The organism is Pseudomonas sp. MWU12-3103b, from assembly GCF_023100615.1.
GTDB lineage: Bacteria > Pseudomonadota > Gammaproteobacteria > Pseudomonadales > Pseudomonadaceae > Aquipseudomonas > Aquipseudomonas putida_A.
The window spans coordinates 184,623-206,467 of record NZ_JALMEY010000008.1 but is presented as its reverse complement, the minus strand read 5'-3'; the positions used below and the strand labels follow the sequence as shown (position 1 = coordinate 206,467).

Annotated in this window: 19 protein-coding genes; 11 read left to right on the top strand and 8 right to left on the bottom strand. The window is 60.3% G+C overall.

The annotated features are described in order from the left end of the window. Window positions 1–153: 153 nt before the first annotated feature. Entirely contained in the window at window positions 154–1,650 is a 1,497-nt protein-coding gene (locus tag M0808_RS14755; protein WP_096795929.1) for a helix-turn-helix transcriptional regulator, read from the top strand. Window positions 1,651–1,784: 134 nt separating this feature from the next. Then, entirely contained in the window at window positions 1,785–2,042 is a 258-nt protein-coding gene (locus M0808_RS14750) for a DUF1652 domain-containing protein (RefSeq protein WP_027613184.1), read from the top strand. Between the two features lie 1,148 nt (window positions 2,043–3,190). Here M0808_RS14750 and M0808_RS14745 read toward each other — a convergent pair. The 5 genes from M0808_RS14745 to M0808_RS14725 all read right to left on the bottom strand — a co-directional run bounded on the left by M0808_RS14745 (window position 3,191) and on the right by M0808_RS14725 (window position 7,428). Then, a complete protein-coding gene (locus M0808_RS14745) occupies window positions 3,191–3,958 on the bottom strand; it encodes an SDR family oxidoreductase (RefSeq protein ID WP_247841672.1) in 768 nt (255 codons plus the stop codon). Window positions 3,959–3,980: 22 nt separating this feature from the next. After that, on the bottom strand, window positions 3,981–5,048 hold the full coding sequence (locus M0808_RS14740) for a phosphotransferase family protein (protein ID WP_247841671.1): 1,068 nt from the start codon (window positions 5,046–5,048) through the stop codon (window positions 3,981–3,983). 156 nt (window positions 5,049–5,204) lie between these two features. Beyond that, window positions 5,205–6,173, bottom strand: a complete 969-nt coding sequence (locus M0808_RS14735; RefSeq protein WP_096795932.1) for a 2-hydroxyacid dehydrogenase — start codon at window positions 6,171–6,173, stop codon at window positions 5,205–5,207. A 139-nt stretch (window positions 6,174–6,312) separates the two neighbouring features. After that, complete coding sequence (locus M0808_RS14730; protein WP_247841670.1) at window positions 6,313–6,837, bottom strand: cysteine hydrolase family protein; 525 nt, start codon at window positions 6,835–6,837, stop codon at window positions 6,313–6,315. A 207-nt stretch (window positions 6,838–7,044) separates the two neighbouring features. Beyond that, window positions 7,045–7,428 carry a tautomerase family protein gene (locus M0808_RS14725; RefSeq protein WP_098968251.1) on the bottom strand — a complete coding sequence of 128 codons (384 nt, stop codon included), beginning with the start codon at window positions 7,426–7,428 and terminating at the stop codon, window positions 7,045–7,047. 474 nt (window positions 7,429–7,902) lie between these two features. On the opposite strand from M0808_RS14725, the gene M0808_RS14715 reads away from it, so the two are divergent. The 3 genes from M0808_RS14715 (at window position 7,903) to M0808_RS14705 (ending at window position 11,333) form a co-directional block, all read left to right on the top strand. Further along, window positions 7,903–8,073, top strand: a complete 171-nt coding sequence (locus tag M0808_RS14715; protein ID WP_177325643.1) for a hypothetical protein — start codon at window positions 7,903–7,905, stop codon at window positions 8,071–8,073. Window positions 8,074–8,325: 252 nt separating this feature from the next. Beyond that, complete coding sequence (locus M0808_RS14710; protein ID WP_027613177.1) at window positions 8,326–9,606, top strand: HAAAP family serine/threonine permease; 1,281 nt, start codon at window positions 8,326–8,328, stop codon at window positions 9,604–9,606. Between the two features lie 80 nt (window positions 9,607–9,686). Further along, window positions 9,687–11,333 (top strand): SulP family inorganic anion transporter, encoded by a 1,647-nt coding sequence (locus M0808_RS14705; RefSeq protein WP_247841669.1) that lies wholly within the window; start codon window positions 9,687–9,689, stop codon window positions 11,331–11,333. Between the two features lie 169 nt (window positions 11,334–11,502). Here M0808_RS14705 and acnB read toward each other — a convergent pair whose 3' ends face one another. Next, the gene (gene acnB, locus M0808_RS14700) at window positions 11,503–14,112 is read right to left on the bottom strand and encodes a bifunctional aconitate hydratase 2/2-methylisocitrate dehydratase (protein WP_027613175.1); all 2,610 of its coding nucleotides are present in this window, start codon (window positions 14,110–14,112) and stop codon (window positions 11,503–11,505) included. Window positions 14,113–14,579: 467 nt separating this feature from the next. Between acnB and M0808_RS14695 the strand changes: the two genes are divergently transcribed. Beyond that, window positions 14,580–15,050 (top strand): DUF1289 domain-containing protein, encoded by a 471-nt coding sequence (locus tag M0808_RS14695; protein ID WP_210559206.1) that lies wholly within the window; start codon window positions 14,580–14,582, stop codon window positions 15,048–15,050. 101 nt (window positions 15,051–15,151) lie between these two features. Here the strand turns inward: M0808_RS14695 and M0808_RS14690 are convergent, their stop codons facing one another. After that, the gene (locus tag M0808_RS14690) at window positions 15,152–16,015 is read right to left on the bottom strand and encodes a universal stress protein (RefSeq protein WP_027613174.1); all 864 of its coding nucleotides are present in this window, start codon (window positions 16,013–16,015) and stop codon (window positions 15,152–15,154) included. 158 nt (window positions 16,016–16,173) lie between these two features. Between M0808_RS14690 and miaE the strand changes: the two genes are divergently transcribed. The 3 genes from miaE to M0808_RS14675 all read left to right on the top strand — a co-directional run bounded on the left by miaE (window position 16,174) and on the right by M0808_RS14675 (window position 18,924). Further along, a complete protein-coding gene (gene miaE / locus M0808_RS14685) occupies window positions 16,174–16,782 on the top strand; it encodes a tRNA isopentenyl-2-thiomethyl-A-37 hydroxylase MiaE (protein ID WP_007965776.1) in 609 nt (202 codons plus the stop codon). A gap of 147 nt (window positions 16,783–16,929) precedes the next feature. Next, window positions 16,930–17,637 (top strand): response regulator, encoded by a 708-nt coding sequence (locus tag M0808_RS14680; RefSeq protein ID WP_027613172.1) that lies wholly within the window; start codon window positions 16,930–16,932, stop codon window positions 17,635–17,637. Continuing rightward, window positions 17,638–18,924: an ATP-binding protein gene (locus M0808_RS14675; RefSeq protein WP_247841668.1), complete on the top strand. Its 1,287-nt coding sequence runs from the start codon at window positions 17,638–17,640 to the stop codon at window positions 18,922–18,924. A gap of 116 nt (window positions 18,925–19,040) precedes the next feature. Here M0808_RS14675 and M0808_RS14670 read toward each other — a convergent pair whose 3' ends face one another. After that, entirely contained in the window at window positions 19,041–19,529 is a 489-nt protein-coding gene (locus tag M0808_RS14670; protein ID WP_247841667.1) for a GFA family protein, read from the bottom strand. A gap of 209 nt (window positions 19,530–19,738) precedes the next feature. Here M0808_RS14670 and M0808_RS14665 point away from each other — a divergent pair, with 209 nt between their 5' ends. Together M0808_RS14665 and aguA are read left to right on the top strand one after the other, a co-directional pair. Further along, on the top strand, window positions 19,739–20,623 hold the full coding sequence (locus tag M0808_RS14665; RefSeq protein WP_135295512.1) for a LysR substrate-binding domain-containing protein: 885 nt from the start codon (window positions 19,739–19,741) through the stop codon (window positions 20,621–20,623). Window positions 20,624–20,722: 99 nt separating this feature from the next. Continuing rightward, entirely contained in the window at window positions 20,723–21,844 is a 1,122-nt protein-coding gene (gene aguA / locus M0808_RS14660) for an agmatine deiminase (protein ID WP_247841666.1), read from the top strand. Window position 21,845: the final 1 nt, after the last annotated feature.

The following is a 21,845-nucleotide window of genomic DNA, read 5'->3' as shown; positions in this document are numbered from 1 at the left end:
GAGTGTCAGTTAAAAATCAGTTGAATGACACACCGCCTTCGCGAGCAAGCCCGCTCCCACAGGGGGACTGTGGTGGTGCGGGAATTTATGTTCGGCACGATCACGAACGCCTGCGGTCGTAATCTTCACACGCGAATTCCCTGTGGAGATCCAATGAGCCAGGAAGTCCTGACCACTGAAACTAACCGTCGCCAGCTGCAGCAGATCATCGCCGGGCTGTCCGACGGGGTGATTCTGCTGGAGCTCGATCAGAGCATCCTCTGGGCCAATGAGGCGGCGCTGGCGATGCACGGTGTCAGCCGGATCGGTGAGCTGGGCACTAATGCCGATGAGTATGCCAAGCGCTTCAGCCTGCGCTATCGCAACAATCATACGGTGCCCCCGGAACACTACCCGATCAGCCGCGCTGCACGCTGCGAAGCCTTTAACGACGTGCTGATCGAAGTGTCAGCCGTGAATGATCCCGAACACGTCTGGGTGCACAGCGTGCGCAGCATGATCCTGACTGATCGCGAAGGGCAGCCGGAGTCACTGGTGCTGATCATGAGCGACGTCACCGATTGGGCCAACGCCGAGCAGCGCTTCGAAAAGACCTTCAATGCCAACCCGGCGCCGGCGGTGATCTGCCGCCTCAGCGATTTGCGCTACATCAAGGTCAATCCGGGGTTTCTGGAGATGACCGGTTACACCCGCGAGCAGGTGATCGGCACCTCGGCCTATGAAATCGACATCTTCGAACAGGCCGAAAAAAAGGATCTGGCGATCCAGCGCCTGCGCGATGTGGCGACCATTCCGCAGATGCAGGCTCAACTGCGCCTGCCCGATGGCGGCAGCAAGCAAGTGATCGTCGCCGGGCAGCCTCTAGTGCTCAATGATGAGGATTGCATGCTGTTTTCCTTCGTCGACATGGAGCTGCGCCACAAGGCCGAAGTGGCGCTGCGTCAGAGTGAAGAGCGCTTTGCCAAGGCGTTCCGCCTGACTCCGGTGCCGATTCTGATCTGTACCGCCGACGAACAGCAGGTGATCGATGTCAATCAGGCGTTCCTCGACACCCTGGCGTACGAGAGTGACGACGTCGTCGGCAAAACCGTGACGCAGCTGAATTTCATTGACGACGATGGTGCGCGGACCCGACTGCTGACCGCCTTGGCGAAAAGCGGACGAGTGGATCGGGTCGATGTGCGGGTGCGCAAGAAGGACGCGGATCTGCTGGAGTGCGCGGTGTCTGCGGACACCGTGAATATTCAGGACACGCCGTGCTATCTGCTGGTGCTGATGGACATCACCGAACGCAAGCGCACCGAGCTGGAGCTGGTGGCGGCGATTGAAGAGGTGATGAAAGACGCTTCGTGGTTCAGCCGGACGCTGATCGAAAAACTGGCCAATGTGAAGAAGGTCAACTCGCCGCAACTGCCGAGCGTGTCGTTCACTGACCTGACGGCGCGTGAGCGCGACGTGCTGGGGCTGATCTGCGAAGGCCTGGCTGACAAGGAGATCGCCGCCCGCCTGAAGCTCGCACCGAATACGGTGCGCAATCATGTGGCGACCGTGTATTCCAAGCTGGATGTACACAGCCGCAGCGAGGCGATTGTCTGGGCGCGGGAGCGTGGTCTGTTTTCTGGCGAGCGCGGCGCGAAGGGTCAGCGGTAGGTGCAAATGCACTAGCTGATGCGGTGCAAATGCAGGTTCTGGTGAGATAGGGCAGTTCTTAGTCTGTTGGGGTGCGATACGAGCCTGTTGGCTTGGGATCGTCTCCCTTCGAAACAGCTAAAGGAACAGGCTCCATGATGAATCTTGCGCAGTTGCGCGCCAGCCTCGAACAGAGTTTTTCGCCATTGGCGTGCGAGTGTTCAGTGGATGGGGATCATTCGCTGACGGTGAAGTTGTATCACCCGGATTCGGGGCAGGTGGATCTGGTGATCAGCGGGTTGAAGCTCAATGCGTTGCGTACGCCGGAGGCTGTGGCGGCGTTGGTTGATGAGTTGCGGTATGAGTTGGAGAGCAATTCTTTGCGGGCTGCTCGGGATCCGGATATGGCCTAGGGTTTTGGTGTTGGTTTGTTTTGGGTGTATATCCGTTGCTGCGGGTGTTGCTGATTAGGGTTCCGCCCTTACGGCGGGTCACTTTTTCCAGACGCCGAAAAAGTAACCAAAAAGGCTTTACCCTGACGTTCGGCCCTCGCCTAGGCTCGGGTTCCTTCGCTGCGGGATTCATCCGGGGGGCAGCGCCTACGGTTTGCTTCGCTGCACCTCCTCTCGCTGTGTTTGGCTGCGCCAAACGGTCGCTGCGCTCCCACCCCCGGACAAATCCCTCCACTCAGCCTGCCGACGGGCCCTCAGATCAAAAGCGGTACTCGAGCTAACGCTCATTGTGTTGAGTGGGGCGGCTTCGCCGCATGGGGGGCTCGCTCTCTGAATTGCAGGAGTCAGCCTGCTGGTGAAGGCGGCCTGACAGCCGACCCATTTCCAACTGAACACACCCATTCCAACTGTGGGAGCGGGCTTGCTCGCGAAGGCGGCCTGACAGCTGACCCATTTCAGTCAGGAATACTCAACCCCTGTGGGAGCTGGCTTGCCAGCGATGGCGGCCTTCCAGCGAACAGATTTCTTGCTGACGTACTCCTTCAATAAGGTCTGCTCCCCACAAAATCGACAGCCAATTCCTCCATCCCCCTCCATTTCACTGGCGCTTACAGGGTGGTCGGCTATAAAGAATGAGTGGTCAGGTCTTCCGTCATCCGCAGTATTCGTGCGCGATTGCGGAAGTGGCTCTTCCATTCATCGCGGGTCGTCCTATGAATAATCCTGGGAAACGCGTGTATCTGCCGTTGTCGCTGGCTTTCTCTGTCGCGCTATTGAGCGGCTGCGCCAGTCCTCCGCCACCGCCTCCTGCTGCACCGCCACCACCGCCGGTGCGTACCTGTCAGACTCTGGAAAACACTCAGGTGTCGGGCGATATGTATGTTGACGAGCAGGTCACCCGGCATATCACCACCACCCGGTGTGTCACACAGTAGTGCTGTAGGGGTGCTTGCCGGTGCACTTTGTCAGGCAATTACCCAAAGTCACTGTCTTACGGATAACCCCTGTGGGAGCGGGCTTGCTCGCGAATGCGGTGTGTCATTCAAGGCAATGCTGCCTGACACTCCGACTTCGCGAGCAAGCCCGCTCCCACAGGGTTGTCAGAGAGATCAGGACAGGAACCCACCATCCACATTCAGCGAAACCCCGGTGGTGTAGCTCGATGCATCACTTGCCAGATACAGCACCGCCCCGGCCATTTCACTCGGATCGGCCACGCGCTTGAGCGGGATCTGCGTCAGTGCCTGCTTGAGGATCGCGTCATTCTTCACCAAGGCCGAAGCGAATTTGGTGTCGGTCAGGCCCGGCAGCAAGGCGTTGCAGCGGATGCCGAATTGCGCGCATTCCTTGGCGAAGACTTTGGTCATGTTGATCACGGCGGCCTTGGTCACCGAGTAGATGCCCTGGAACACGCCCGGTGAAATCCCGTTGATCGAGGCGACGTTGATGATGCTGCCGCCACCGTTTTCGCGCATAAGCTTGCCGGCTTCCACCGACATGAAGAAGTAGCCACGGATGTTCACGTCGACAGTCTTCTGGAACGCACCCAGATCGGTGTCCAGCACGTTGCAGAACTGCGGGTTGGTGGCCGCGTTGTTCACCAGAATATCGAGGCGACCGAACTGTTCCTTGATGCCGGCGAAGACCTGGCTGATCTGTTCCATTTCACCGATGTGGCAGGCCACGGCGGTGGCGTTGCCGCCAGCGGCGATGATGGCGTCGGCGACGTGCTGGCAGCCTTCGAGCTTGCGGCTCGAGACGATCACGTGGGCGCCTTGCTGTGCCAGCAGTTTGGCGATGGCTTCACCGATGCCACGGCTGGCGCCGGAGACGAATGCGATTTTGCCGTCGAGGTCGAACAACTGAGTCATGGACATAAAGGTTCCTTGGTGTGGGCCGTCAGAGGCTCGATTTCGCAATGACCTGCAGGCTCATGTGCTCCAACAGTTTGTTCATGTGAATGAACTGCGCGAAGCGTTTGTCCTGAGTCTGGCCGTGGTAGAAGCGGTAGTAGATCTGCTGCACGATGCCGGCCAGACGGAACAGGCCGTAGGTGTAGTAGAAGTCGAAATTGTCGATCTGGATGCCCGAGCGTTCGGCGTAGTAATCGACGAATTCGCGTCGAGTCAGCATGCCCGGGGCGTGGCTCGGCTGGCGGCGCATCAGTTGCACCGGTGCCGGATCATCGGCCTGAATCCAGTAGGCGAGGGTGTTGCCCAGGTCCATCAGCGGATCGCCGAGGGTGGTCAGTTCCCAGTCGAGCACGCCGATGATCTGCATCGGGTTGTTCGGGTCGAGGATCACGTTGTCGAAGCGATAGTCGTTGTGGACGATGCTCGAGGTCGGATGGTCGGCCGGCATCTTGTCGTTGAGCCAGGCTTTGACTTTCTCCCAGTGCGGCGCGTCCGGGGTCAGGGCTTTTTCGTAGCGCTCGCTCCAGCCTTTGATCTGACGGGCGACGTAGCCTTCAGGCTTGCCCAGATCGCCGAGGCCGCAGGCGTTGTAGTCAACCCGATGCAGCTCAACAAAGCGGTCGATGAAGCTCTTGCACAGAACTTCGGTTTTCGCTGCATCGAGGCCCAGTTCTGGCGGCAGGTCGGAGCGCAGGATGATGCCCTTGACCCGTTCCATCACATAGAACTCGGCACCGATCACCGACTCGTCGGTGCAGTGCACGTAGGCTTTCGGGCAGTAGGGGAAACCGTCGCGCAGTTGATTGAGGATGCGGAATTCGCGGCCCATGTCGTGGGCGGATTTGGCCTTGTGGCCGAACGGCGGCCGGCGCAGCACGAACTCCTGCTGCGGGTATTCCAGAAGGTAAGTCAGGTTCGACGCACCGCCAGGAAACTGGCTGATCTGCGGGGTGCCGGTCAGGCCCGGAATGTGCGCCTTCAAGTATGGATCGATCAGGCTGGCATCGAGTTCTTCGCCAGAGCGGATCCGGGTGGACTGGTCAGTAAGCGCCATGCTTATCCCTTCTGCTTATTTTGGAGGCCAGACATCATTGGCTAATCTAATGGCGCACTCGGGCGGCCACAAGCGCGCAGCGGTCTTATAGGTTAGCGTGTTGCAGGATAATCAGCGTTTCGAATAGGTACGGCAGCAGGGCGCTGCCGGCTCTTTTCAATGCACGCGTTGGTTGTTGAGCCTGGGGGGCAGGGCGATGGGCGTCAGCACCGGTTGCCCTGAGAAGAACGCCACGAGGTTTTTTCCCACCAGTTCCACCGTGCCTTGGGTGGCCTCGGGTGACAGGCCGGCGACGTGTGGCGTGAGAATCACATTACTCAGGGTTTTCAGCGCATCCGGCACCTGCGGTTCGTGATCGAACACGTCCAGTGCGGCGCCGGCAATCCGCCGTTGCTCAAGGGCGCTGATCAGCTCAGCGGTGGCGATCACACTGGCCCGCGCGATGTTGACGATGAAACCGTTCGGGCCAAGGGCGTCGAGCACCGGGCGAGTCACCAGATGCTGGGTGCCAATCCCGCCCGGCGTGGCGACGATCAGAAAGTCCGAGGCCCGCGCCAGTTCGGTCGGCGTCGAGCAGAACGTATAGGGCACATCACTGCGCAACTGACGGTTGTGGTAACTGATCTGCATGTCGAAACCGAGGTGAGCACGTTTGGCAATCGCCATGCCCACCGCGCCCAGGCCGAGAATGCCCAGGCGTTTATTGGCCAGCGACGGGCGCATGATCTTCGGCCATTCACCCCGGCGCACCGCCGCGTCGCAGCGCGGAATGTCGCGCACCAGCGCCAACAGCATCGCCATCGCATGATCGGCCACCGACGAGGCGTTGACCCCGGCACCATTGGTCACGGTGATCCCGCGATCGCTGGCAGCCTGCAGGTCAACGTGTTCATAACCGGCGCCGATCACGGTGATGATTTTCAGCGCCGGCAGGGCGGCGATTTCCTCAGCGGTCAGTCCCAGCGGGCCACGGGTCAGCACCGCGTCGATCCGTGCGCCGTGGCTGGCGATGGCTTGCGCACGTTCGGCAGGGGTTGGTGCGAGGATCAGATGAAAGCCCTGATGCTCGAGAATCGGCAAATAGTCATTGATGGTTTCAACCAGTACCAGAACGGTGGCGGGCATTGCGCGGCTCCTGTGATCTATGATGGTGTGGTCGCGAAAGTCGTGTCAGAGTGCTGATTCCAGAGCGGTTTGGCAATGGTGGCCGCAGCCCCGCTTCAGCCAGTGTAGGAGCTGAAACGGGGAGCGCGCGGGCGCTTCGTCAGAAGCTCACGTCGGCGCTGTTGATCAGCCGTGCAAATGCTCCGCCGAGGGTGGCGTTATGGTGCTCGATGATGACCTGGGCGGGTAATGCCGGTGTGTCCATGCAAGTGTGGGCGTCGGCCACCAGCAACGGTTTGAAGCCCAGATCGGCAGCGGCGCGGCAGGTGGCGTCGACGCAGAACTGAGTTTTCATGCCGACCAGGTAAAGGTCGTCAATCTGATTAGTGTTGAGCTGCTGCGCCAGATCGGTGCCATGGAAGGCGTTGGGTCGGGACTTGTCGAACACGTGGTCGGACTCGGCATCCAGTTCGAGTTCCGGCAGCAGTTGCCAGAAGGGGCTGCCGGCGGCAATCGGCGAACCTGTCGGGCCGGTGTGGCGTACGGCGTAGATCGGCACGTGTTGCTGGCGTGCCTGGCGGATCAGCTGCTGGATGTTGGCGAGCACACGCTCGCCGTCGTGGGGTTTTTCCGGGCCATGGAACAGACCGACCTGCATATCGATGATCAACAATGCTGCGGACATGATGTTTCTCCTTGAGGGCTGCAAAAGCCGCAGGGACGGGAGAAACAACAAGGCCCCGTCCATTGCTGGCGGGGCCTTGGGTTCACTGCGCTGGATTCATCTCAGGCAGCAACACCACGACCCGCCGGTGGCGGTCGTGGTGGTACGGGTGAGGTGCAGCGGGCGAAGGTTCATGCCGCCGATCATGCTGGCGGCGGCGAAGGGCTGTCAACTGGCGTATTGAGCGATGCCGTTGCCGAACGACCAATTCTCCTTTTTGACTTCCACCAGATTGATGAACACGTCTTCCATGCGAATGCCCAGTTGGGTGTTCAGGCTGTGCGCGATGGTCTGGTACAGGGCTTTTTTCTGCTCCAGCGTCCGACCTTCATTGAGGGTGATCTGGATGATCACCAACTGATCGCTGCGCTGGATGCCCAGGTATTGCGGGTCGAAGATGAAATGCTCGCCGTCGTGCTCGTTGAGGATCTGGAAATTATCGTGTTCCGGCACATTGATGGTGCTGCGCATGGCGGCGTAGATCTGCTCGCCGATGCGTTTGGCGAAGGTGGGGTCGGTGTGCTTTTTGATTTCGACGCGGACGAGGGGCATGGGCAGAGACTCCGTGAGGCAGGGGACTGATCTCACGCTAGAACATGTCGGCCAGATTGAAAGTGTAGGGTGATGAACTCGCCGCTGTTTTTGTACGAGGCTACCTACGTTTTTCGCGGATTTTGCCTACGAATTTGGCGGATGCGTCTGCTACCGGAATGGTGATGAACGCGAAATCATGGAGGCACAAAGTAGCTTGGGCAGTGACTACCAACAGCCAAGGAAGGCAAATGCTTCAAAACAATCGAGAACACCTGGAACTCGAAAGGATAATGAGCGAAATACGGAAACTGGCGGCCGAGAGAAAAAAGCTTATAGCGGAAGAAAAGAAGTTGAGGTGGGATACGTATTTTTATCCGTTTGCGGTAGTCACTGGGGTGTTGACCGCAACAGCAGCCGTAGTAGGACTTTCACTCAAGGTTTAAGTGTTTGCGTTTGTACCATTCAGACCCCTCTCTAAAAAAGGAAATCGCCATGAGTACATTTGACCGTCAGGCCATGATTGAACGGGCAGATCGAGAATACGATGAGGACGTTGAAAGAATGCGCATTAAAAACAAGGGCGATATGTACCCAATCTGGGGAATGCTGGCGTTCGGCCTGTTTTGCATGTCACTCGGATTCATGCTGGCTCGATCAATCTGATCAAGTCTTCCCGCTCGTATTACATTGGGACTTGCCGGAAAACGACATCTCACGTATCCGGAGCCGACAGCCATTTTCCCGAAAACGACAACCCGCTGATCTGCTCCGCACAACCATTCCTCAGCTAAGTCTTTGCTTCTGCTCATTTATCGCGGAGAATCGCGCCCCTGTTTCGGCCGGAGCATGTCTGTCGGTTTTTTCCGACGCGTCCTGACCGAGTGGCAAGTGACCGGAATGCGGAGATCCGACCGGATGAATGATCAGGCCAATAGCGTCGACGCACGCTATGAAGCGGCAGCACCAGCTGAACTGTCGAGCTGGAATCGCCATGACACCACGTGGATGTTGGGACTGTTCGGGACGGCCATTGGCGCCGGTACCCTGTTTTTGCCGATCAACGCGGGTCTGGGTGGCTTCTGGCCGCTGGTGATCCTCGCGCTGCTGGCCTTCCCGATGACATTCTTCGCTCACCGCGGCCTGACCCGCTTCGTGCTCTCCGGTCGCGAAGGCGCCGACATCACCGAGGTGGTCGAGCAGCATTTCGGCATCAAGGCCGGCGCGCTGATCACCCTGCTGTACTTCTTCGCCATCTTCCCGATCCTGCTGATCTACAGCGTCGGCCTGACCAACACGGTCGCCAGCTTCCTCGAACACCAACTGCACATCACGCCGCCACCGCGCGCGCTGCTGTCGTTCGTGCTGATCCTCGGCCTGCTGGCCGTGGTGCGTTGCGGCGAGCAGGCGATCGTCAAGGCGATGAGCCTGATGGTGTATCCGTTCATCGTCGCGTTGCTGTTCCTCGCGGTGTACCTGATTCCGCACTGGAATGGCGGCATTCTCACCACCGCTTCGCAAGTGCCGGCACCGTCGGCACTGCTGCACACACTGTGGCTGGCGATTCCGGTGATGGTGTTCTCGTTCAACCACTCGCCGATCATCTCGGCCTTCGCGGTTGATCAGAAGCGTCGTTACGGTGCCAATGCGGAGCAGCGCAGCTCGCAGATCCTCTGCCGCGCCCACCTGCTGATGGTGGTGATGGTGCTGTTCTTCGTCTTCAGTTGCGTGCTGACCCTGTCGCCGGAACAACTGGCCGAAGCCAAGGCGCAGAACCTGTCGATCCTGTCGTACCTGGCCAACCACTTCAGCAACCCGGCCATCGCCTTCGCGGCGCCGTTGATTGCCTTTGTGGCGATTTCCAAGTCGTTCCTCGGCCACTACATCGGTGCCAGCGAAGGCCTCAAGGGCCTGATCGTCAAGAGCGGCAAGCGTCCGGGCGCCAAAGCGCTGGATCGTATCGTGGCGGCGTTCATGCTGGTGGTGTGCTGGATCGTTGCAACCCTGAACCCGAGCATTCTCGGGATGATCGAGGCCGTCGGCGGTCCGGTGATTGCGGCGATCCTGTTCCTGATGCCGATGTACGCGATTCGTAAAGTACCGGCGATGGCGCGCTATCGCGGTCAGGCGTCGAACGTATTCGTTACCCTGGTCGGTCTGGTGGCCATTTCGGCGGTGATTTATTCGCTGACGGCGTAAGCCAAAGCGCCAGAGACTCAGCTACAGTGGCCGCTGTGCGTGATACGCACAGCGGCTTTTTTTCGTCTGGAGACAGTGGATTGTCGAGCGCGCCCCAATCTGTAGAGCCACCCAATCGCTGGCAGGATATCCTCGCCGGTCTGTCGATTGCCGGTCTGCTATTACCTGAAGCGGTCGCCTATTCGACCATCGCCGCACTGGCGCCCCAGGCCGGGGTGATTGCGCTGTTTGCCGGGTTGCTGTGCTATGGGTTGTTTGGCACCAGCCGCTTTGCCATTGTCTCAGCCACGTCTTCGTCAGCGGCGGTGCTGGCGGCGGCCACCGCGACCATGGCTAATGGCGACCCGCAGCTACGCGCGACGCTGGCGGTCGGGTTGGTGCTGGTCACCGGTGGGCTGTTCTTGCTGGCGGGGATCTTTCGTTTCGGCAGCGTCACTGCGTTTATCGCCAAACCGGTGCTGCGCGGCTTCGCCTTCGGCCTCGCGCTGACCATCATCCTCAAGCAGGTCGCCAGCGTGGTCGGCGTGCACCTGATCGACGCCAATCTGGTGCGCTTCGCCCCGCAACTGCTCGAACAACTGCCGCAGTGGAACTGGCCGGCGGCGGCCGTCGCAGCGGTGGCGTTGCTGCTGTTGGGACTGTTCTCGCGCTTTCCACGGGTGCCAGGCGGTTTGCTGGTGGTGGTGATCGGCATCGTCGCTGGACAATGGCTGAACCTTCCGGCGTATGGCGTGAACATGATTGGCTTGATCGACCTGAGCCTGGAGGTGCCAAGCCTGCCGGTGCTGCCGTTTGCCGACTGGCTGCGGCTGGGGGAGGTGGGGTTTGCGCTGGTGATGATTCTGTACGCCGAGTCGTACGGCTCGATCAGTTCGTTCGCCCTCAAGCACGGTGATCGTGTGACCTCCAACCGCGATCTGCTGGCACTCGGCGCAGCGAACTTGTTGTCCGGATTGTTCCATGGCATGCCGGCGGGGGCCGGGTATTCGGCAACGTCGGCGAACGAGGCCGCTGGCGCGACTTCTCGCTGGGCCGGTGGGGTGGCGGCGCTGGTGGTGCTGGTGATCGTGCTGACGGTGCTGCCGTGGATCGCCCTGACACCGGAGCCGATTCTGGCGGCCATCGTGGTTCATGCGCTGGCGCGGGGCTTGAGTCTGCAGCCACTGGGGCGCTACTTCGTCTGGCGCCGGGATCGGCTGCTGGTGCTGTGCGCGGTGGGGGCGGTGTTGGTGCTGGGCATTCTCGACGGCTTGCTGGTGTCGGTGGCCATCAGCGTGTTGCTGATGCTCAAACAGATGTCGGCGGCGGACATTCAGGTGCTCGGTCGGATCGACGGCGGCCATGATTTTGTCGATCTGCAGCGTCACCCAACGGCGGTGACTGAGCCGGGAGTGCTGATTGTGCGGCCCAGTGAGGCGTTGTTCTTTGCTAACGTCGAGCGAGTTCTTGGTGCAGCTTTGCACTTGATTCGTCATTCGGACGTGGCGCTGCACACGGTGATTCTCAGTCTGGAGGAAACCCCGGATCTGGACGGCACCAGCATTGAGGCGATCCAGGAGTTCTTCCTGCGGGTGCATCAGGAGGGCAAGCGCCTGATTCTGGCGCGACTCAAGCATGAGGCACTGGCGGTGCTGGAGGTGTTGCCTGAAGTGCAAGCAAATGGCGTGACGCTTAGCGGGCTGAGCGTTGATGGCGCGGTCCGGCAAGCCCTCAAACTCAACACTTAACCCCCCTGTAGGAGTGAGCCTGCTCGCGATAGCGGTGTGTCAGTCGATACAAATGTATCTGACACACCGCTATCGCGAGCAGGCTCACTCCTACAGGGGACGGTATTCCAAGGCATAAAAAAACGCCGCGCATCTCACGATGGGCGGCGTTTTCTATTGCTTTGTAACGTTAGGCTTGAACGACTGGAATCTTGGCGTTCGCAGCTGCTTCACGGAACTCGGCGATCTGGTCGAAGGACAGGTAGCGGTAGACATCGGCCGCCATGCTGTCGATCTTGCCAGCGTATTCCATGTACTCCTCGACGGTCGGCAGGCGACCCAGGATCGAAGCCACGGACGCCAGCTCGGCCGAAGCCAGATAGACGTTCGCGCCGTCGCCCAGACGGTTCGGGAAGTTACGGGTCGACGTCGAGACCACGGTGCTGTTCGGCTCAACGCGTGCCTGGTTACCCATGCACAGCGAGCAGCCTGGCATTTCCATGCGTGCGCCGGCCTTGCCGTAGATGCCGTAGTAGCCTTCTTCGGTCAGTTGGTGAGCGTCCATCTTGGTCGGCGGCGACAGCCATAGACGGGTTGGCAGCTGACCCTTGACCTGATCCAGCAGCTTACCGGCAGCGCGGAAGTGACCGATGTTGGTCATGCACGAACCGATGAACACTTCGTCGATCTTCTCGCCAGCCACGCTGGACAGCAGACGGGCGTCGTCCGGATCGTTCGGCGCGCACAGTACCGGCTCGTTGATGTCGGCCAGATCGATTTCGATGACTTCGGCGTATTCGGCGTCGGCATCGGCTTCCATCAGCTCAGGGTTGGCGATCCAGGCTTCCATCGCTTGCGCGCGACGTTCCAGGGTACGTGCATCGCCGTAGCCTTCGCCGATCATCCAGCGCAGCAGGGTGATGTTGGACTGCAGGTACTCGGTGATCGACTCTTTCGACAGCTTGATGGTGCAACCGGCAGCCGAACGTTCGGCCGAGGCGTCGGACAGTTCGAACGCCTGTTCCAGGGTCAGACCTTCCAGACCTTCGATCTCCAGGATGCGGCCGGAGAAGGCGTTTTTCTTGCCTTTCTTCTCGACGGTCAGCAGACCGTTCTGGATAGCGAAGTAAGGAATGGCATGAACCAGGTCACGCAGGGTGATGCCAGGTTTCATTTTGCCTTTGAAGCGCACCAGGATCGATTCCGGCATGTCCAGCGGCATGACGCCGGTGGCAGCGGCGAACGCGACCAGACCGGAACCGGCCGGGAACGAGATGCCCATCGGGAAACGGGTGTGCGAGTCACCACCGGTACCTACGGTGTCCGGCAGCAGCATGCGGTTCAGCCACGAGTGGATGATGCCATCGCCCGGACGCAGGGAAACGCCGCCGCGGGTCATGATGAAGTCAGGCAGGGTGTGGTGGGTGGTCACGTCGATCGGCTTCGGATACGCCGCGGTGTGGCAGAAGGACTGCATCACCAGGTCAGCGGAGAAGCCCAGGCACGCCAGGTCTTTCAGTTCGTCACGGGTCATCGGACCGGTGGTGTCCTGAGAGCCCACGGTGGTCATCTTCGGTTCGCAGTAGGTGCCAGGACGAACGCCTTTGCCTTCCGCGAGACCGCACGCCTTGCCGACCATTTTCTGCGCCAGGGTGAAGCCCTTGGTGCTTTCAGCCGGTGCTTCAGGCTTCTTGAACAGATCGAATGCTGGCAGACCCAGTTCGGCGCGAGCCTTTTCGGTCAGGCCACGGCCGATGATCAGCGGAATACGACCGCCGGCACGGACTTCGTCCAGCAGCACAGGGGTCTTCATTTCGAAGGTGGTGATGACTTCGTCGGTACCGTGCTTGCAGACTTTGCCAGCGTGCGGGTACAGGTCGATCACGTCGCCCATGTTCATGTTCGACACGTCGAACTCGATTGGCAGTGCGCCGGCATCTTCCATGGTGTTGTAGAAGATCGGAGCGATTTTGCTGCCGAAGCAGAAACCGCCAGCGCGCTTGTTCGGCACGTAAGGGATGTCGTCGCCGAAGAACCACAGCACCGAGTTGGTTGCCGATTTACGCGAGGAACCGGTACCGACCACGTCACCGACGTAGGCGATCGGGAAGCCTTGACCGCGCATTTCTTCGATCTGCTTCATCGGACCGGTCTTGCCTTGCTCGTCCGGAACGATGCCGTCACGGGCCATTTTCAGCATGGCCAGGGCGTGCAGCGGGATGTCAGGACGCGACCAGGCGTCTGGTGCCGGGGACAGGTCGTCGGTGTTGGTTTCGCCGGTGACCTTGAACACGCGCAGGCTGATCTTGTCGGCCAGGACAGGGCGTTTCTTGAACCACTCGCCATCAGCCCAGGATTGCAGCACGGCTTTGGCGTGAACGTTGCCGTTCTTGGCTTTTTCAGCCACGTCGTGGAAGGCATCGAACATCAGCAGGGTGTGCTTGAGTTCTTCGGCAGCCACTGGCGCCAGCTCGGCGTTGTCCAGCAGTTCAACCAGAGTCACGATGTTGTAGCCGCCCTGCATGGTGCCGAGCAGTTCTACAGCGCGCTTCTTGTCCAGCAGAGGGGAGGTGACTTCGCCTTTGGCCAGGGCCGACAGGAAACCGGCTTTGACGTAAGCGGCTTCGTCCACTCCTGGTGGTACGCGATTGGTGATCAGGTCAACGAGGAAAGCTTCTTCGCCAGCCGGAGGATTCTTCAGCAGCTCGACCAGGCCTGCAGTTTGTTCGGCGTTAAGCGGCTGGGGAACGATACCCAGGGCTGCACGCTCTTCGATATGTTTGCGGTAGGCTTCAAGCACAGTTATTACCCTCATCAGTGGTCCCAAATGGGTGTCCGGGACGCTCATCCCGAAATTGCCGTACTCATGCACCGCACGACGTTGTGGGTCGTTTGGCCAGAATTACCGGCAATTCCTTACAGAAGCTGCTTTCAAAGTTTTACGCCTGCAGAACGGGGAGCTGATGAGGGTTGGCGTTGGGCTTTTCCCCGCTGGAAAAACCCTTCGCCAACACCGCTCTGAAGGAACGACTGTGCTCGTGACGCTTTGAAAACAGCTTCTAACGGACATTGGCGCCTTAAAAGGCTGGCTGATTCTACGGCAAAAAAAATTTAAAGGTAAGTCGCGCTCTATTGGACTTTGGTGGCGTTGTGCGCGGGCGAGGCAAACCGCGAGCCAGCGCTTGCCCCTGACGTTTGAGGGGTGATCAATGCCCGACAAAGGGCTAACATGCCGGCCTGTTCCGCGTTTCAGTGTTTTGCCAATTTATGCCCAATCAGACCATCAAGACCCCCTGCGTCGGCCTCTGCTCCACTGTTTACGGAGATCTGGTGTGCCGTGGCTGCAAGCGTTTCCACCACGAAGTGATCCACTGGAATGGTTACGGCGAGGAGGAAAAGCGTGCGGTGTGGTTGCGTCTGGAGCAATTGCTGTCACAAGTGATGGCGAGCAAGGTCGAGATCTTCGATCCGGCGCGCCTGCGCCAACAGCTGGAACAGCGCAAGATCCGCTTCGTGCCGCATCAGTCGGAATATTGCTGGGCCTATCAGCTGATTGCACGCGGAGCGCGGGTGATCATTAATCTGGAAGCCTACGGGATGGTGTTGCTGCCGGAGTTCCGCGACTGGAACCTGCCGGAGTTGCGCGATGCCATTGATCGGGAATTCTTCCTGCTGTCGGAAGCGCATTATCAGCGCTATATCGCACCGGGCTTCCTCAAGGACGTCTTTGGCGCCTGAAGATCAAAAGCTTCGCGAGCAAGCCCGCTCCCACAGGAGATTGCATTCCAAATGTGGGAGCGGGCTTGCTCGCGAAGACTGACTTTCAAACGCCGCAGTCCTTAATGCTTCACCGCCAACTCCACCAGATGATCCTCAACCTCCTGCGGCTTGAGCACCAGCACGTCGCTTTCCAGAGCATCCAGCACCACTTCGGCGGTATTGCCGATCAGTGCGCCCGACAACCCGGTGCGCGCCACGGTGCCGATCACGGTCACTGCCGCCTGCAGCTTGTGCGCCATGAACGGAATCAGCACATCCGCCGGGCCTTCCTCGATGTGCAGGTGTTCGTCGTCCACATCGAACTCGGCCTGAAACGCCTTGCACTGTTCGCGGTATTTCGCCTCGATGGTTTCCTTGAGTTGAAAGGTCGGATCCGCTGCCGAGAGCATGGGTGACGGATGCGCCGTGATCACATGCAGATGCGCCTTGGCGAGGCTGGCAATGTCGTAGCCGTGATCAATGATCGTGGTGTGCAAATGCCGGTGTTCGCCATCGGCATTGCCCACGTCCACGGCCGCAAGAATCACCCGGTCTTTCCAGGAAGTGGATGTTTTTACCAATAGCACCGGGGTCGGGCAGTGGCGCAGCAGTTTCCAGTCCGCCGGCGTCAGCAGAGCCTTTTTCAGCGCACTGTCGGGATAGTGCTGCTTGATCACCAGCCCGCAGCCTTCGGCCTGCTGCACATCGATGATGGTTTCATGCAGGCTCTCGTTCCATGCCTGTTCGGTGGTCGCGCTGTAGCCATCCGCCAGCAGCGCGGCTTTGAGCACGCCGAGCATGCCGGCGTGGTCGTGCTTGCGGTCGCACACCAGCAAGTGGAGATGGGCCTGGGTCACGCCGGCGATCAGCTTGGCGCGCTTGAGCGCCAGGCTTTCCGAATGTTCGGGTTCGATGACCACCAGAATGCTGCGAATGGCTTGCATGAGCGGAGTCTCCAGCAAAGAAAAGGCACGGCGTTGCACAACTATAGTTGCTGCTCATGCGCCTGCGACTTGATGCATATCAACGCCTGCGACTGGTGGTCTGCGGGCAGGCCGGTATAATCGGCGCCCTTCGCGCCAATACCTTTACCGTGAGCCCCATGATCCTTCCCGAAATCCACGAATTCCTTGGCTGCCGCACGCCCGACGCCTGGGTCCAGGCGGCACTGGCCGATCAAGAAACCCTGCTGATCGACCACAAGAACTGCGAGTTCAAGGCCGCCAGCACCGCGCTGAGCCTGATTGCCAAGTACCATTCCCACGTCGACCTGATCAATATGATGTCGCGTCTGGCCCGGGAAGAACTGGTGCACCACGAACAAGTCATGCGCATCATGAAACGCCGCAAGATCGAGCTGCGCCAGTTGCACGCCGGGCGTTACGCCTCGGGCCTGCGCAAAGTGGTGCGCAGCCATGAGCCGGTGAAACTGGTGGATACCCTGGTGGTCGGTGCATTTATCGAAGCGCGCAGTTGCGAGCGTTTCGAAGCGCTGGTGCCGCATCTGGACGAAGAACTCGGCAAGTTCTATTTCGGCCTGCTGAAAAGCGAGGCGCGGCACTTCCAGGGTTATCTGAAACTGGCTTACCAGTACGGCGACGCGAAGGACATCGCTCAGGTGATCGACAAGGTGCGTGCTGCCGAGCAGGAGCTGATCGAGTCGCCGGATGAAGAATTCCGCTTTCACAGTGGTGTGCCGGCCGCGGCCTGAAACACAAACTGTTAAAAACTCTTAAGAGTATGAAATATCACCGAGAACCGGCCCCTGCGACCGGTTTTTGCTGCCCGAAACAACGCCTCGCCGACGAATCCCGCCATACTGTCGCCCACTTCACACATGGGTTGGCAGACGGTCGTTATGGATAACCTGGGTTTTGGCAAAGTCCTGCTGGTCGAAGACGATGAGCGTCTGGCCACGTTGATTGCGCACTTTCTCGAACAACATGGCTACGAGGTGCGCGCGGTGCATCGCGGCGATCTGGCAGTGGCCGCGTTTCTCGAGTTCCAGCCCAAAGTGGTGGTGCTCGACCTGATGCTGCCGGGGCAGAGCGGCCTGCACGTGTGCCGGGAAATCCGCAGCGTGTCGGACACGCCAATTGTCATCCTTACCGCCAAGGAAGACGACCTCGACCATATTCTCGGCCTGGAATCCGGCGCCGACGACTACGTGATCAAACCGATCAAACCGCCGGTACTGCTCGCTCGGCTGCGCGCCTTGCAGCGGCGGCAGATGCCGGAAGCTGGCGTGGTCAGTGCGCTGGAGTTCGGGCGCTTGAGCATCGATCGCAGCTGTCGCGAAGTGCGTCTGGCCGGCGAGATCATCGAAATGACCACCATGGAATTCGAGCTGCTGTGGTTGCTGGCCAGCGCCGCCGGCAAGACCCTGTCCCGCGATGACATCCTCAATCGCATGCGCGGTATCGCTTTTGACGGGCTCAACCGCAGCGTCGACGTGTACATCAGCAAGTTGCGCAACAAACTCAAGGACAATCCCCGCGAACCGGTGTGCATCAAGACCGTGTGGGGCAAGGGGTATCTGTTCAATCCGTTCGCGTGGGAGCTGTAGATGCTGCGGTTATTCCTCGGGCTGTTTCTGGTGATGACGGTGGGCCTGGTCCTGGCCCTGCAAACTGTCGAGCGTACGTTCGATGCCTTGCTCGACTATCAGATGCAGGACTACAACCGCGAGGCGGTGCGTGGCCAGGCCTGGACGCTGGGGGAGTTGCTGCGCAACCTCGACGGCCCGGCCCGTGAAAAACAATTGCAGGCCCTGCGCCCGCACTATGGCCTGGGGTTGACCTTGGTCGACGCCGATCAACTGGCGCTCAGCGACGAGGAAAAAGCCGAGCTGGCGCAAGGCTTGCTGGTGATCCGCGACAAATACACCCAATACATTTCAGCCATCGACGGCGGCTCGCAACTGCTCAGCATTCGCTTGCCCGCCGAACCCAGCCTGATGCCGTTCTACATTGCCGGTGCCTACTTGATGATCGCCGTGCTGATCGGCTGTGTGTTGTTTTTCTGGGTGCGTCCGCACTGGCGCGATCTGGAAAAACTGCGTCTGGCCGCCGAGCGCTTTGGCGACAACGACCTGTCGGTGCGCATTCAACTGTCCAAGCGCTCGAACATTCGCGATCTGGCTGAACACTTCAACCTGATGGCGGCGCGCATCGAGAGTTTGATCGCCAATCAGCGTGAGCTGACCAACGCGGTTTCCCACGAACTGCGCACGCCGATTACGCGATTGTCGTTCGAACTCGACCAGCTCAAGCAGCAACCGGACGCCAGCCAGAACCGCGAACTGATCGCCGACATGTACGCCGACCTTGGCGAACTGGAAGAAATGGTCTCCGAGCTGCTGACCTACGCCAGCCTCGAACGTGGCGCGACGGTGATCAAGTGCGAAAACATTCAAGCGGCCAACTGGCTCGACAGCGTGGTCGGCAGTGTGGCGCTGGAGGCGGAAGCGGCGGGAGTGCAGTTGCTGATTGGTGATTGCCTGCTCGACACCGTGCGCATCGAGCCGCGGTTCATGGCGCGGGCGGTGATCAATCTGCTGCGCAACGCCATTCGTTATGCCGAGCAGCGAGTCGAAGTGACGCTGGTGCGCAGCGGCGATTACTACGAAGTGCGGGTCAACGACGACGGCCCGGGTGTGCCGGTGGAAGGTCGGGAGAAGATCTTCGAGCCGTTCTCGCGGCTGGATGCCAGTCGCGACCGTCGTACCGGCGGTTTCGGCCTGGGTCTGGCGCTGGTGCGGCGGGTGTCGCAGTCTCATGGCGGGCAGGTCGAGGTCGGGGAATCAGTGTGGGGTGGGGCGTCGTTCCGGATGACCTGGGCGCATCTGGACTGATTTGTGTAGACAGGTTGGGCCCTATCGCGAGCAGGCTCACTCCTACATTTGGAATGCATTCCCTTGTAGGAGTGAGCCTGCTCGCGATAGGGCCATTAATCACAACACCCCCCCTGTCATTTGACCAACCCCAACCGCTCATGCCACTGCGCAATCGACTCCTCGGGATACACCGCAAACTGCTTGTCCTTGGGCTTCGCATCCACCTCGACCCAGGCCGCCTTCGACCCCAGCATCAAATGCGTGTGCTGCGGCGGCACCGGCAGTGGCGTATCGATGGCCGAGGCGAATGGATGAATCAACTCCGGCCATTCCGGGCTGAACAGCCACAAGCCGCTGCCGCACTGTGAGCAGAAATGCCGCTCGGCGGTGCTGCGATGGGCACGTTTTTCACCTGCTTCCTTCATCTTCGCGTGGTAGATGCTGATGTGCTTGCGCCCCTGAACCTTGAGGCTGGCCGCATCGCCACCGAGGTTGATCGCGTAGCCGCCACCGCCTTGAGTCTTGCGGCAGATCGAGCAGTAGCAGCGTTGATAGGGGTAGGGATGGGCGCTGGTCAGGCTGAAGGTGACGGCGCCGCAATGGCAGGAGCCTTCGAGGTGCATGTTGGGCCTCCGGTTGGCTGAAGTGGGTGCGGTTGAGCCTAGAAGATTTGTGGTGATCATGTTGACGCCTTCGCGAGCAAGCCCGCTCCCACAGGGGAACGCATTTCAAAGTGTGGGAGCGGGCTTGCTCGCGAAGAACGATAACGCGGTGCCACTGGACGCCTGCTCAAGGCCCGGTCAGCATGTCCCAAAAAAAGGCACCCCAACCCATGCGAAGACTCCCATCACTGGCCGCCCTGCGAACCTTCGAATGCGCCGCCCGCCACGCGCATTTCGGCCGGGCTGCCGCCGAGTTGTGCGTCACCGACAGCGCGGTCAGCCACCAGATCCGTCAGCTCGAAGAGCAGCTCGGCGTCTCGCTGTTCATCCGCGAAGGCCGGCAGATCCGCCCGACCATCGCCGCCGGACGCTTGATGCAAAGCCTGCAACAGGCCTTCGAACTGATCGGCGAGGCCTGCGATGAACTGCGCGATCCTTCCTCGCTGGCGGTGTTGCGCCTGGCGGTCACCGCCGAGCTGGCGCAAAAGTGGCTGATGAACCGCCTCACCGATTTCTACGCACGCTATCCGCACATCACCCTGCATCTCTACGAACAGCCGATCGACGCCAGCGCGCCGGGCGAAGACATCGACCTGGCGATCACCTACGGCACCGGCCCGGTGGACAGCAGCGCCTACTTCGTACGGCCGTTGCCGGCGCTGCAGTTCTTCCCGGTATGCAGCCCGGGGCTGTTCAACCAGGGCACTCTGAAAACCCCGAAAGACCTGGCGCGCCACTGCCTGCTGCATGACGATCAGGACGGCAAGACCTGGACCGCCTGGCTGACCAGTCACGCCGGCGATCTGCGCCCGCAGCGCCAGTTGTATTTCGCCCATGCCGGTCTGGCGCTGGAAGCGGCGGCGCAGGGGCAGGGTGTGGCGATGGGCGACAACCTCACCGCGCAGGAGGACTTGCTGAGCGGGCGGCTGGTGCGGCCATTCACCTCGAGCATGACCGCGCTGGGCCAATACGCGCTGGTCTGCGAGCGGCTGCGCCTGGAGCGGCCGGCGGTGGCGCAGATGCTTGAATGGTTCAACGATCAACTGGCCGATTGATGAGTTGAATTCAACTGTTCCGCAATAATCATCGTTGGCGGGCCAGCCGTCCGCGACCGTAGCCTGTGGTCATTCCCAACCCCAAGACGAGGTTTGACCATGGCACGTTTGCTCGACTCCACCCCCAAGCGCGACGGCTTCCGTCTGCCCGGCGAATTCGAAGCCAAGTCCGGCTGCTGGCTCGGCTGGCCGGAGCGCAACGACGTGTGGCGCAACGGCGCGAAACCGGCGCAGAAAGTCTGGGTGCAGATCGTCACCGCCATCTCCCACAGCGAACCGGTCACCGTGTGTGCCTCCGCCGCGCAATTCGCCACTGCGCGCCGCCAGTTGCCGCCGCAAGTGCGCGTGGTCGAGATGACCTGCAACGACACCTGGTTCCGCGACAGCGGTCCGTGCTTCGTGGTCAACGACCAGAGCGGCGAAGTGCGTGGCGTCGACTTCGAATTCAACGCCTATGGCGGCCTCGACGGCGGGCTGTACTACCCGTGGGACAAGGACGATCAGATCGCCAGCAAGATCCTCGAAATCGAACGCTTCGACCGTTACCGCGCACCGCTGATTGCCGAACTCGGCGGCATCCAGAGTGACGGCCAGGGCAGCATCCTCACCACCGAACAGTGCCTGCTCAACCGCAATCGCAACCAGCATCTGGGCAAGGATGAAGTAACCCGGCGCCTGACCGATTACCTCGGCGCCGAACAAGTGATCTGGCTGCCACGCGGCTGCAAGTTCGACGAAACCGATGGCCATGTCGATGACCTCGCCTGCTTCGTGCGCCCCGGCGAAGTGGTGCTGCAGTGGACCGACAACCGCGACGATCCGCAATGGGAAATCTATCAAGAGGCCTACGACATCTTGCGCAGCACCCGTGACAGCCGTGGCCGCGAGTTGATCGTGCACAAGCTGCCGCAACCGGACGTGCTGGAGTGGACCGCTGAGGAAGCCGAAGGCCTCGATCAGCAGGACAGCACCCACACCCGTCAGGCCGGCACCAGAATCTGTGCGTCGTATATCAACTACTACGCCGGCAACAGCTCGATCGTGGTGCCGCTGTTCGGTGATCGCAACGATCAGGTGGCCATGGCGACTCTCGCCGAGCTGTTCCCGCAGCACAAGATCGTCGGCATCGAAAATTCCCGGGAAATCCTCCTCGGTGGCGGCAACGTCGCGTGCATCACCATGCCGCAATACGCCGGCACGTCTAATCGCAAGGGGGTGTGAT